At 51.2% G+C, this 11,933-nt stretch carries 14 protein-coding genes; 4 read left to right on the top strand and 10 right to left on the bottom strand.

Annotation, left to right across the window (positions count from 1 at the left end; all coding sequences use genetic code 11):
- Nucleotides 1-44 precede the first annotated feature (44 nt).
- Both DVH26_RS05355 and DVH26_RS05350 read left to right on the top strand, forming a co-directional pair.
- Entirely contained in the window at nucleotides 45-1,802 is a 1,758-nt protein-coding gene (locus DVH26_RS05355) for a hypothetical protein (RefSeq protein WP_239631926.1), read from the top strand.
- 1,161 nt (nucleotides 1,803-2,963) lie between these two features.
- Nucleotides 2,964-4,298 carry an ABC transporter substrate-binding protein gene (locus DVH26_RS05350; RefSeq protein ID WP_239631924.1) on the top strand — a complete coding sequence of 445 codons (1,335 nt, stop codon included), beginning with the start codon at nucleotides 2,964-2,966 and terminating at the stop codon, nucleotides 4,296-4,298.
- Between the two features lie 233 nt (nucleotides 4,299-4,531).
- Here the strand turns inward: DVH26_RS05350 and DVH26_RS05345 are convergent, their stop codons facing one another.
- The 3 genes from DVH26_RS05345 to DVH26_RS05335 all read right to left on the bottom strand — a co-directional run bounded on the left by DVH26_RS05345 (nucleotide 4,532) and on the right by DVH26_RS05335 (nucleotide 7,151).
- Nucleotides 4,532-5,530, bottom strand: a complete 999-nt coding sequence (locus DVH26_RS05345) for a Gfo/Idh/MocA family protein (protein ID WP_239631922.1) — start codon at nucleotides 5,528-5,530, stop codon at nucleotides 4,532-4,534.
- A 207-nt stretch (nucleotides 5,531-5,737) separates the two neighbouring features.
- On the bottom strand, nucleotides 5,738-6,397 hold the full coding sequence (locus DVH26_RS05340) for an HD domain-containing protein (protein ID WP_345774039.1): 660 nt from the start codon (nucleotides 6,395-6,397) through the stop codon (nucleotides 5,738-5,740).
- A 25-nt stretch (nucleotides 6,398-6,422) separates the two neighbouring features.
- A complete protein-coding gene (locus DVH26_RS05335; protein WP_239631920.1) occupies nucleotides 6,423-7,151 on the bottom strand; it encodes an NAD-dependent protein deacylase in 729 nt (242 codons plus the stop codon).
- 220 nt (nucleotides 7,152-7,371) lie between these two features.
- Between DVH26_RS05335 and DVH26_RS05330 the strand changes: the two genes are divergently transcribed.
- On the top strand, nucleotides 7,372-7,572 hold the full coding sequence (locus tag DVH26_RS05330; protein ID WP_239631918.1) for an anti-repressor SinI family protein: 201 nt from the start codon (nucleotides 7,372-7,374) through the stop codon (nucleotides 7,570-7,572).
- 50 nt (nucleotides 7,573-7,622) lie between these two features.
- On the opposite strand, the gene DVH26_RS05325 is transcribed toward DVH26_RS05330, so the two are convergent.
- The 3 genes from DVH26_RS05325 to DVH26_RS05315 all read right to left on the bottom strand — a co-directional run bounded on the left by DVH26_RS05325 (nucleotide 7,623) and on the right by DVH26_RS05315 (nucleotide 8,831).
- Nucleotides 7,623-7,946 carry a helix-turn-helix domain-containing protein gene (locus DVH26_RS05325; RefSeq protein WP_239631916.1) on the bottom strand — a complete coding sequence of 108 codons (324 nt, stop codon included), beginning with the start codon at nucleotides 7,944-7,946 and terminating at the stop codon, nucleotides 7,623-7,625.
- Nucleotides 7,947-8,092: 146 nt separating this feature from the next.
- A complete protein-coding gene (locus tag DVH26_RS05320; protein WP_239631914.1) occupies nucleotides 8,093-8,506 on the bottom strand; it encodes a VanZ family protein in 414 nt (137 codons plus the stop codon).
- Entirely contained in the window at nucleotides 8,490-8,831 is a 342-nt protein-coding gene (locus DVH26_RS05315) for a helix-turn-helix domain-containing protein (protein ID WP_239631912.1), read from the bottom strand. Before DVH26_RS05315 ends, DVH26_RS05320 begins: the two co-directional genes overlap by 17 nt.
- A gap of 284 nt (nucleotides 8,832-9,115) precedes the next feature.
- On the opposite strand from DVH26_RS05315, the gene DVH26_RS05310 reads away from it, so the two are divergent.
- Nucleotides 9,116-9,274 (top strand): hypothetical protein, encoded by a 159-nt coding sequence (locus DVH26_RS05310; protein WP_239631910.1) that lies wholly within the window; start codon nucleotides 9,116-9,118, stop codon nucleotides 9,272-9,274.
- Between the two features lie 36 nt (nucleotides 9,275-9,310).
- Here the strand turns inward: DVH26_RS05310 and DVH26_RS05305 are convergent, their stop codons facing one another.
- Genes DVH26_RS05305 through DVH26_RS05290 form a run of 4 tightly spaced genes read right to left on the bottom strand, consistent with a single transcriptional unit; the run spans nucleotide 9,311 to nucleotide 11,903 of the window.
- Nucleotides 9,311-10,480 (bottom strand): DegT/DnrJ/EryC1/StrS family aminotransferase, encoded by a 1,170-nt coding sequence (locus DVH26_RS05305; RefSeq protein WP_239631907.1) that lies wholly within the window; start codon nucleotides 10,478-10,480, stop codon nucleotides 9,311-9,313.
- A 22-nt stretch (nucleotides 10,481-10,502) separates the two neighbouring features.
- A complete protein-coding gene (locus DVH26_RS05300) occupies nucleotides 10,503-11,141 on the bottom strand; it encodes an acetyltransferase (RefSeq protein WP_239631905.1) in 639 nt (212 codons plus the stop codon).
- A 16-nt stretch (nucleotides 11,142-11,157) separates the two neighbouring features.
- A complete protein-coding gene (locus tag DVH26_RS05295) occupies nucleotides 11,158-11,754 on the bottom strand; it encodes a sugar transferase (protein ID WP_239631902.1) in 597 nt (198 codons plus the stop codon).
- On the bottom strand, nucleotides 11,751-11,903 hold the full coding sequence (locus DVH26_RS05290; RefSeq protein ID WP_239631900.1) for a YwzD family small protein: 153 nt from the start codon (nucleotides 11,901-11,903) through the stop codon (nucleotides 11,751-11,753). The genes DVH26_RS05295 and DVH26_RS05290 overlap by 4 nt, the downstream gene beginning before the upstream one ends.
- Nucleotides 11,904-11,933: the final 30 nt, after the last annotated feature.

Raw genomic sequence — 11,933 nt, 5'->3', positions numbered from 1 at the left:
GCACAACAACGCCTTTGCCATCTTAACTGCAGAGAGGGGTAGCCATGTCATTTCAATACGGATCGAACGCTCCGGATATTAAAAATCCGTTCAAAAAAGAAGGCTTGCTGTATGTAGCGAGCGGAATTGCGATTTTGCTCATCGGCATCACCGCCCTATTCGTGCTTCGAAGCCAAATCGCCGGTCAAGCGCAGTCTGCCGGTTGGATTCATCTCATAATTTGCATCGTCTTGCTGCTCGGAGGAGGCGGGTATTTGACCCGAGGCTTGCTGAAAATGTTCCGTTTTTACGTCGGCCGCGGCATTCCCGCAAGTCTCAGCAAAAATGAGGCGCGCAGCGAAAAACACGTCGCCGAGCCTAATATCGCTTATCACGTGAACACGCTGGATCAAATGCTGTCCGGGCGCAAAAACGTTACGTTTCACGAGCCGGTCACCCTGCTGGATCGGATGCTGTACAGCATTTATCCTAACTTTATTTTTTTGCCTTATTCCATGCGGAACTATTTGCATCTCGTTGTTCAAAACGCAGGATATTCCATCATCGCGCTGCTCATTTATTTCTTGTCCCTGCTATCCGGATCGCTCGGACTCACGAAGCTATCATCAACGTCCTTCAGCGGCTGGCTGGGAATAGCGCTGCTTGCCGGGCTATCGGTCCTGTGGGTCGTCAATCTGCTGTCGGTTAAACGCGTCAATCATCCCCGGCTGTTTCGTGGCAGCAGACTCGGTATCGTCTGGATGACGATATCCGCCGTTCTTCTGCCCGCTGTGGGCGAGCTGCTGTTGAGGCAGGGGATCGAGCCGCCGGCGGCTCCTTTTAACCCGACCTTGCCGTTGATATTGCTGTTTCTGTTCATCCCGGCTTTGACCGCCGCCGCCATTGTGCTGGCCAAATACCGTTCCGACCTGTACGATCCGGTTACGGAGGTATCGGAATTCAGGGAGCATTGGCAGGAAAACGTTCATCCGAAGGACTTTTTCCGTTCCCTTGATATGGAATTCGCGAACATCCGGTATAAAGAATTTCCCAACAGAGTATACCGGGAGCTGAGTCCCAACCTCCAAATGGAAGGCAGCATGGACAAAGGGAGCTTCGTCGGCGATACGATTCAGGAGACGCAGCCGATGTACAAGGAGATAAGCGAACCTCCTAGTTCCAAGCATGTGCGCCTATATACGGCTATAGCCGGCCACGCGCTTGTTGTGCTGTCCGCGCTTCTGCTGTTCGTCCTGAATAAGCAATTTTCCGGCGACCTCACCTTCCAGAGCCTATTTAACGGCGTTTATTTCCCGGGGCTGCTATTTCTGTTCGGGAGCTCGGCGCTTACGCTTGCCCATATTTACTGGGCCGAGATGCATTTCACGAGCTACTTGATCCAGTTTCAAGGTGAAGGCACCTATACCGAGTCCAAAATTTCCGTAGGCATGGCGATTACCGACTCCACCCGAAGTGAGAATACGATCGTCCGCACGTCCTTCAGCCCTTGGCTGCTCGTCACCAAGCTCGTGACCAGCACGCAGGCGAGCTCCGGCTCCGGCAATTTGTCCGGCCCGCGCTATATCATGAGCATGCATAAAGCGGACGACATGATGGACCATTTGACGGAGAAGATGAAAACCTTCCTGGGCAACCGGGAGACCATCGCAACCGCGCTGTCTCCGAAGGATTTGCAGTCGATGCAGACGATGTTCACCATCAACGAAGCGGCTCCGTCCAAAGAGCAATTGAGAGGACCCGAAGGCTCATCGATCAATAAAATTGCCGGCGGCGCCGAGCGGAATTCCGATGAGAACGAGTAAGCAGCAGCGCCTGCGCCGGCAGATTGCCAGAGAGCAGACTTGCCTTCTCACTGGCAGTCCCGAGCAGGAACGAAAAAGCCTCCAGACCACGACGCGATTGCGGGTGGTTTGGGAGGCTTATTGTTGTTGGGTGCCCTCGTGCCGGGTGACGGCTAAGCAGTATGACCTTTCCGTGCTGGCGCTGCTCATGCAGTATGCGGGCAGCAGCGGACCCTGGGCGGGTGGCGGCTGCTAGTGAGCCCTGCTTCGGTCGGTTCTCTAGCGGAACATGCTATGGTCGCTATATCATCCAATTCTTCGGTGCCGCTTTTCTAAAGCCCCTCCTACGCCCCTTCATCATCTAATCTTGCGTCTTCGCTTCCACTCTGCTTTGATCGCTATACCTTCTGTCCTGGCGGCAAGCGCTTCTCTAGCGGAACACGCTATGGTCGTTATATCATCCACCCCAGCGGCAGTCGCTTTATCGGCCCCTTCACTGTCACACACCATGCGGACTCAACCGCCGTTCGCTACTCAAACGGACCTTGGTTCCGTTATTGCAGCAATAATACCCGAAAATTCAAAGCGATCGGACCTCGGTTCCGTTATTGAGCGAAAAACTAAACCATTTGCCGCAAAAACACGCCAATAACGGCCTCTAGGTCCGATCCGCCCCCGTTTTTGCAGGTTTTCATCCAAATAACGGATCTCCTGTCCGATCTGACGCACGCCAATGGCCTACCCTTGCACATTTAGCCGACGCAAGATAGAAGCCTGCCTGCAGGGTCCTCCATCGACCGCATCACAGTTCCTGAACTAGCAGTTATGGAATGCTCCTACATATTAAGTGCAAATTGATTACCCGCAAGCAGGCTCACCTCATACAGACACTCAACGCACCCACTAGCACCTTCTCTTCCATCCTCACATGTTCTCAACTCGCCTCCACCTGCAACTTCTGTCCCACCCTCGCCTGCTCTCGACGTGCCTCCATTTGCACTTCTCTCCATTCCCAACACACTCTGAAAGACATTCTCCCTACACAGACAACAATTTATGTAAGCGCTATAACTTTACTTCTTTTCTCCATATAGTTATGGGGTTTGTCCATAGTTTGCTGAAATTCCAAATATTAAAATAAAACGTATGCATTACCAAATACAAACGGGAAGGTTGAACGTTATGAGACATGGTTTATGGAAACAATCAGGTATCCTTCTTGCAACTGCAGCCATTGCATTATCCGGGTGTTCCAGTTCCGGTGGGACGACCAAGCCGGCCGAGGACAGCTCAGCGCCGCCGAAGATCAGCAACGAGCCTGTCACTATTAAGCTTGCGGGCAGCAGAGGGATATTTTCAGACGAGGAATTGAAGCTTTATATTACCGATCCGCTGGCCAAAAAGTATCCCAACATCACCGTGCAATACATAAATACGTCCGAAAAAGGGTTCGGCTTAAACGAGCTGGTCACAGCCGGAGATATTCCCGATATTGTCATGGGTTACGGCGGCACCCTTCCTCAGCTTAAAGATTTGAATCTGCTGTATAACATGGATCCCCTCATCAAAAAGTACAATCTCGATTTGAACCGGATTATCCCTGAGTTTCTGGACTACATCAAGGTCAACGGAAGAAGCGATTATTTGGGAGGCTTGCCTGCCTATAATAACGCCTTCGCTTTATTTTACAACAAAGGGTTATTCGATAAATTTGCCGTACCGTATCCTAAGGACGGGATGACTTGGGAGGAAGTCGGGGATTTAGGGAAGAAAATAACAAGATCGTTCGATGGTATCCAGTACCGCGGATTTTTCCCGGACGGGGTTGCCCGGATGGCCGCACAAATCAATCTGTACCAGATGGACAAGGACAATAAGTCGATTATGGCGACAGAGCCATGGAAAAAAGCATTTGAATTGTGGGACAACGTCTATAATTATCCTGGCAATTCGGACGAGCCTTTCAACACGATTAACTTCGGCAACAACCAGACGGCGTTTCTTAAAGGCGAGCTGGCTATGATTACAGGGTACAGCAGCACGCTGAATGCGCTGCGCAAAGCGCCGGATGTGAACTGGGACGTTGTCACTTATCCGCAGCATAAGGACAAGATGGGCTACGGCACGGGCGTAGACACTCCGAACTTCTCTATTACTTCAAGCAGCAAAAACAAGGATGCCGCCTTCCTCGTCATAGAGACTTTGCTATCCGATGATGTGCAGTTAAATATGGCCAAAAACGGCAAGGTGTCCGTACTTTCCAATGATACTGTGAAAAAGGAGTTCGGTAAAAGCATTCCGGAATTTGCAGGAAAAAACTATAATTTGAGCAGTATTCCGAAGCTGAAGCCTTCAGTCAATCAGCCCCCCATTTATACCGGAGGCGATACGAACAAAATTGTTATCGATGCTTACGAAAGCGTATTGAAGAAGCAGGCGGATATTAATACGGCCCTTCGTCTTGCAGATGAGCAGATGAATACGTTGGTACAATCCAAGATAAAGCTGGAGAAGTAAGCGCATCGGCATGCGATTGCAAACGTTAACATTTTTGACCAAACTGGTCTATCGTCATCTTAAAGCCCTTAACAAAAGGGCTTTTTTTCATAAGCAGCAGCTTCCACTCACCTTATATAGCGGCCGGAAGCTAGGCGGACCTATCGCCAACGACTAAGCTTTCCATTCGCTGCTTCACGCAAAAAAAAGCCGTTCCCTTATTACACTTAAGGAACGGCTCAATATCACAAATATTAGCGGTGCAGCGCCTTCTCATCCGCCGGAAACCGGAGCCCGATCTGCCTCCGGGCTTCATCCATAATGCCCATCACAGCCAAGGAGCTGCTGAAGGAGTTCACAGCCGACTCGCGCTTGCCGCTCGACAGCAGCCTTAGAAACTCCTCCACTTCATAGACCATGTCCTTGCTCGACTGAGGCCGGGTCAGATCTTCAACGGATCCGTCCCGGTACCGGATTTCGACTTTTTCCGGCTGGTTGATTTTATCGATGAGAATCGTGCCGTTCTCGCCCTGAATTTCCGTTGGCAAGTGCGACTGAGTAATCTTCGAATACATGACGACCGCATCCATCCCTTCGTACTTCAGCAGCAGGCTCCCTTCCCCATCTACTCCGGATTCGAGCATCACTCCGTTAGCCAGTACAGCCCTCGGCTCGCCGAATAGAACGACAGCCGGATACAAGCAGTAAATGCCGATATCCATCAGCGATCCGTTCGAGAAGATCGGATTAAAGGCGTTCAGCACCGTCCCCTGCTTATAGGCATCGTAGCGTGAGGAATATTGGCAATAGCTCGCAAAATAGCGGCGAATCGGCCCGATCTTGTGCAAATGGTCGCGTACCGCCTGAAAATTAGGCATCAGAGTTGACTTCAGCGCTTCCATCAGCAGCACGTCGTTCGCCTTTGCAGCCGCTATCATCGCTTGCAGCTCGCTTGTATTCGATGCGACAGGCTTCTCACACAGCACATGCTTCCCGTGCTCCATGCATACTATCGCCTGCTCGGCATGGAAGCTGTTCGGGCTCGCAATGTAGACCGCATCCACTTCGCCGCTCGCGGCCATCAGGTTCAAATCGGTAAATGTGTTGGGAATGCCGAACTTCGCGGCAAACTCCTGCGCCCGCTCCTCCGTCCGCGAATAGACTGCCGACAAGACGAATCCTTCCGCCTGCCGTGCGGCATGAATAAATTGTTCCGTAATTTTGTTCGTACCAATAATTCCAAATCGAACCATGTTCCATTCCTTTCCTGCTTCAGGACCTTTCTCGGCCACAGATGTGTTGTTAGATTAGCAAAAATAAAGTGCGTGGCTGGTTAGTAAAGCATGGATTCCGGCCCCGTGCTGTAGCTCCGGATGCGCTGTAGGATAGCGCGCCACCTGCTCCATCGTACACCGCGACGACTTCCCATCACCCGCAGCGCAAGCTCTTCAGCTTAACGCTCATTCGCCGCTCTTGCCATCGAGGCCTTCTCCAAGCGGCGCCTCTGTTTCCGGCTCCATCTCAGCCTCCCGCACCGGCTCCGACTTCAGCTTCGATGTCTTCGATGATTCTGCTCTTGCGCCGAACAGCAATTCTACCTCTTGCTCCAGCAGGGTCAGCAGCGGGAAGGCGGACTCATGTCCCAGGCTTTCGATCAGCTGGCGGTAATACCATTCCTGCTGCTCTTTCCCGCGCTTGAACCGATTCCATACGAGGGTGGAATCGCACGATTGCATGGCCCTTAACGTGCTTCGCACGTTGTGCAGTTTATCCGCACAGGCGACCATACGAACCGGCTGGGAAGCGGTTTTTAAATATTGAACGGTGTGCTCCTTACGCTCCTCCCAGCTGAGCGACTTATCCGGCTCGGAGCAGCCCATCACGATATCCGCCACATTCTGGCCGAACTGCTCCACCAAGTCGCTGTAGGTCGCATCCGTATCCTCCAGCGTATCATGCAAAATGCCTGCGGCAACGATCTCCGGCCCGCATCCGGCCGCAAGCAATATCATTCCTACCGCACACGGGTGGGATATATAAGGAATGTCCGTCCCTTTGCGAAATTGTCCTTGATGCGCTTTGGCCGCGAATTCGACGGCCCTGTCGATAAGGGATGTCATTGCAAACCCCACCTCCGTTTCCCGTTCATTGGCAAAGCTCGGTCAATACTTTACCGATACGGTCGTGTATTAAATAGTCGGCGCGCCCGTCGTACGGAGTCGACGATTGATTAATAAGTATTAACTTATTACCCTCATAATACCGGATTAACCCTGCAGCGGGGTGAACGGTCAAGGAGGTGCCACCGACAATCAAAACGTCCGCGTTCGCAATACTAGACACAGCTTTCTCCAATAGGTCCGAATCCAGCGCTTCCTCGTAGAGCACGACATCCGGCTTGACCATTCCGCCGCAGGCAGTACACTTCGGCACCGTATCCGCGCTTTGAACGATATGCTCCAGGCCGTACCCGGCGCTGCAGCTCATGCAGTAGTTTCGGTGTATTGATCCGTGCAGCTCCAGCACGTTCCTGCTGCCGGCCGCCTGATGCAGCCCGTCGATATTTTGCGTGATCACGGCTTGCAGCCTCCCCGCTTGCTCCAGCCGGGCCAGCGCATGGTGAGCCGCATTCGGCTTCGCATCTTTATGAATCATCCGACTCCTGTAAAAGTCGTAAAACAGCTCCGGCTGCCGCATAAAAAAGCTGCGGCTCAACATCGTCTCCGGCGGATAGGCATGCCCGTTCTTCGTCCGGTACAATCCGTCCGCCGAGCGAAAGTCCGGAATCTGGCTTTCCGTAGATACCCCCGCTCCGCCAAAAAACACAATGCGGCTGCTCTCCGCCACCAGCCCGCAAAGCTCCTGAAGGTCCAAACTCGCCCCATCCTCTCCCGAAATCGCGATTTCTTACTATTATACCCGAGATGCCTGCCGCCCGACAGAATAGTTTGTGTCCTTTATGGCGACCTATATTATTTATAGATACATTTTGTATAATCTTTATATAACCGGGATTGATTTTGGCGAAAAAACATGCGATAATACATCAAAAGATACAAAATGTATCCAAACGGAAAATCCAGGAGGGTAACATATGAGTACAACGAACCAGATGATGACGGAAGAGCTTGATTGGGAATGGGCTAATCTGATACTAACGGCTCGTAAGCTGGGACTCAGTACGGAAGACATTCGTTCGTTCTTAAGAAATCCGGATCGGGATGTGCAGACATTGTCGGCTTCTGTTTCTTTCGAGCCCGTGAGGATATCGTCCTCCAAGGTGGCACACGGGTAATAAATAACGAGGGGTAAAATAAATACACGGTTCGGGGAAACAACTTGAACCTAATGGTCGGATGGGCGGTGCTTATGCAGAAATTTGCGGAACTGCTGCTTGTCTACTCCGGACGCCATGGCTTCCTTAATAATATCGTACCATTCCTGGTCGAGCTCCGGGTCCTTCCTGATGCCGTCCTCGTGATCGAGTAAAGTGTCCATCGGGACCTTTAAGACAGCAGCTATTTTCTCAATAAACTGGATGGACGGGTTTTTTTGAATATCCCGCTCCAGACTACTGATGTAGGATTTGGCGACACCGGCGCGCTCCGCCAGCTCCGTAAGCGACATTCCCTTTTGTTTTCTCAGTTGTTGAACGCGTTTACCGATCATGGCAATTCTTCCTTTTAGCGATTGTTTAGGGTAAGCCTTTAACCCTAGTATAGCAAATTTCGTTAAAACGAACAAACTAAATGTAAAAAAAACGTAAAGCCCCGAAAGGGGCTTTTTGTCACGACGGTGCAACCCGGCTTGTACCATCAGCTTTTTCGCCGGTTCCACAAGGTAAGGCCCCACAGAAACACCAAAGCCGCCGCCGCATCGAGAACGATATCGCGAACGAGCGGCGATCTTCCCGGAACGAACGACTGATGCCATTCATCCAGTACGGCGACGAGGGTCGTACAGCACCAAGCGTACATTATCGTCTTTTTCCGAAACAATGTATAAAAGCAAATGCCTATGATGCCATAGGCGAGAATATGCGCCGTTTTTCGGACCATGGCGTTAAGGGCATACGAATGCACTTCGTTCAGCCCTGTCAGCTGTTGAATGATGATCCTGGTATGCTCTCCGGTGAATATTTGGTAAGCGCCAAAAATATACATAATAACCAATGATAACGGTACCAAAACGAATCGCCAAAAGGTTCGTTTTCTACTTGTTTTGCTCATTGTGCCACTTCATGAACTCAATCACGATTTTAAACTCATGAATTCGGTCCTTGTCGATACCCGATTCCTTCATTTCCATGATGAAGTCCAGCCATTCTTTATCCACGCTTGGCTTGACCTCCGCCTCGGCGGCGATTTTGAGCAGCATTTTGAGGTCCACCTTCAAGACCGAAGCAATCTTTTCCATCACATGAATGGACGGGTTCTGCTTAAGATTACGCTCAATGTTGCTTAAATACGACTTGGAAATGCCGGTTCGCTCGGACAGCTCCGACAGCGTGAATCCTCTCTGCTTGCGAATAGACGATATGTTATTGCCGATCATACGCTATCACTCCGCCATACCGCTGCGGTCCCGGTTTCTTGCCCTTTCCACATCACACCCTCGATAACATGCATGAACCCTTATCCCTCCGTTACTAGCCTATGCTTGAGCTTGCTCGCCGTGATACATTGTCCAAAGAATACGTGCTCTCTCTTTCCCTACCACACCTGGAACCGCAGGCCGCCACCTTCTTCCCTTCAAAACTTGTTCTCCCTTGGCCGCATCGTTTAAACTGAATACATACGGGCTGTATGTCATACCTTGTTACAAAAGGAGGTCGTCATATGAATTCGCTTTTGGCTGAAAGCTGGAAGAAGGCGAAGCGCACGTACCACCAGGTGATGCTCACATACAACGGCATCCTCTATAAGGATTGCCTCGATCGGAAGATGAAGCAAAGGCTGTACAACAAGATGCTGCACCATGAGCAAAAGCTTCGGTAGAACGCCCGCCGTACGCCTATATCCCTACTTCTCGGATTACGCGCTGATACTGCTTTTCCTGATCATAACGTTCACTATACATTCGATAACTCTGGTTTGTTCCTCTTCGCTCATATTCGTTCCGGAAGGCAGGCATAGGCCTGTTCGGAACAACCGGTCCGATACGCTTTCCTGCTCGGAATGCGGATAATACGCGGCTCCATCGAAAAGCGGCTGCTGATGAAGCGGCTTCCATACCGGACGCGCTTCGATATTTTCGTCCGCCAAAGACGCCAGCACTTGCGACACGGTAACGCCGGCTTCGCGTTCATCCAGCGTCAAGGCCGTAAGCCAGCGGTTGGAGAAGGTCCCGTTCAGCTCCGGCATGAATTGAATGCCTGGCAAATAGGACAGCTCTTCATAGTAGCGGTCGAATACCGCTCTTCTTCCGCGCACCCGGTCTTCCAGTACTTCCAGCTGCGCCCTGCCGATGCCCGCAAGGACGTTGCTCATCCGGTAGTTGTATCCCAGCTGGCTGTGCTGGTAATGCGGAGCCTGGTCTCTTGCCTGCGTTGCCAGGAACCGGGCTCTATGCAAGCTTTCTTGGTCATTCGATACAAGCATTCCTCCGCCGGAGGTCGTAATAATCTTGTTTCCATTGAAGGAATAAATGCCGTACCGTCCAAAAGACCCGCTCGCCTTCCCTTTGTAAGAGGAGCCCAGCGATTCGGCGGCATCCTCAATCATCGGAACCCGGTAAGCTTCGCATAGTGCGGCGAGCTCATCCATTTTGGCGCTTTGGCCGTACAAATTGACGACAATAACCGCCTTAGGCAGGCGGCCTGCGCGGGCTGCATCCTGAAGGGCGCGTTCCAGCGCCTGCGGCGACATATTCCATGTCTCCGGCTCGGAGTCGATAAAGACAGGCTCCGCCCCCAAGTAGACAATGGGGTTCGCGCTCGCAACGAATGTAAGGCTGGAGCAGAACACCGTATCTCCTTCCTTGACATGGAGCAGACGCAGCGCCAAATGAATAGCCGCCGTGCCGGAGCTGACCGCAGCGGCTCCATGGACGCCTACGCATGCAGCGAATTCCCGCTCGAACGCGTCGACATGCGGTCCAAGCGGAGCGATCCAATTTGTATCAAAGGCCTCCTGAATATATTTCATTTCATGCCCGCTCATATGCGGCGAGGATAAATAAACTTTGCTTTTATTCGTAACCATGCCGGAGCTCCACCTCATTTTATTAGCTTTTTTGTGCAAACATAGTCCATTTGGCAGGACTTCCAACCGCTGTACACATCGCCGGAATATCGCGAATAACGGTAGAACCGGCACCTACGACAGCCCACTCACCTATGCTTTTTCCTGGAATGACGGTAGCTCCCGCTCCTATCATCGCACCCTCCCGGATACTTACAGTACCGGTAAGAGTTGCTCTAGGGGCAATATGTACGTAATCGTCTATGCAATTATCATGCTCGATAATGGCGCCGGTGTTGACTATGACATGTTCTCCGATCGCCGCCTCCGCTTGAACGACTGCGTTGGCCATTACTACGGTGCCCCTCCCGATCGAAGCGCTGGGACTGACAACCGATGCCGGGTGTATAAGAGAGATATAGCTATCGCTGGACAAGCCCAGTCTATCCACAATCGATTTCCTTACTTCGTTATTCCCTATCGCCACAATCCATTTAAGGTCAGTGGCACATTGGACCATTTCCCCAGCTGAAGAAACCGGGCCGTAGCGAATGCCCTCGATCTCTTTTAACTCTGAATATTTATCATCCAAAATAGCAGCAATCGTATAATTCCCATCCAAACGGATCAAGTCTTTGATGACCTTACTATGGCCGCCTTCTCCAATAATCACCAGCTGCATAGTTTATCCCATCTTTTCAAGAAAATTTAGAACCGGAAAATCGCTCCATAGTCACGTGATTCTGATGACTGACGCCTTCCGTTTTGATTACCTTGACGAAGGTCAACGCTAAAATTTTCAGATCAAGAAGGAAGCTTTGATTGTCCACATACCAAACATCGAGCTTGAACTTCTCTTCCCAGGAAATCTCGTTCCTGCCGTTAACTTGAGCCCATCCGGTAATGCCTGGCCTCACCAAATGCCTTCGCGACTGTTCTTCCGTATACAACGGCAAGTAATCCATAAGCAGCGGCCTTGGGCCGACCAGGCTCAGCTCGCCTTTGATGACATTGATCAGCTGGAGAAATTCGTCCAGGCTGTATTTGCGCAAAAACTGACCGAACGGAGTCAGCCGTACGGAATCGGGAAGCAGCTTGCCTTCGCTGTCTCGAGCATCGTTCATCGATCTGAATTTGTACAAAGAAAAGGGCTTGCCGTGTAATCCGGGCCGCTGCTGCTTGAATATGACAGGGGATCCCAATTTCCAGCGGACCAGTACGGCAGTCAGCAATATGCACGGAAACAGCAGAAGAAGAAGGGGAACCGCAACCGACAAATCAAATAGCCGTTTCATTGGTGCTTCCCTCCCAGGGCGGACAAAATCTGCTGTTTGATCTCTTCAACCAGGTCCTTGACTCCGATATGCTCGGATTCATTTCCCAGCTGGTACGCATGCAGCATAATATCTTTCATTTGTTCTTGCGTTAACTCGGAAATATTCATGGATCAAACCCTCATTTATTAAAAGATCGT

It is taken from the genome of Paenibacillus sp. H1-7 (assembly GCF_022354825.1).
In the GTDB taxonomy this organism is placed as follows: domain Bacteria; phylum Bacillota; class Bacilli; order Paenibacillales; family NBRC-103111; genus Paenibacillus_S.
The sequence above is the reverse complement of the archived record's forward strand: the minus strand, read 5'-3'. Positions and strand labels throughout refer to the sequence as shown.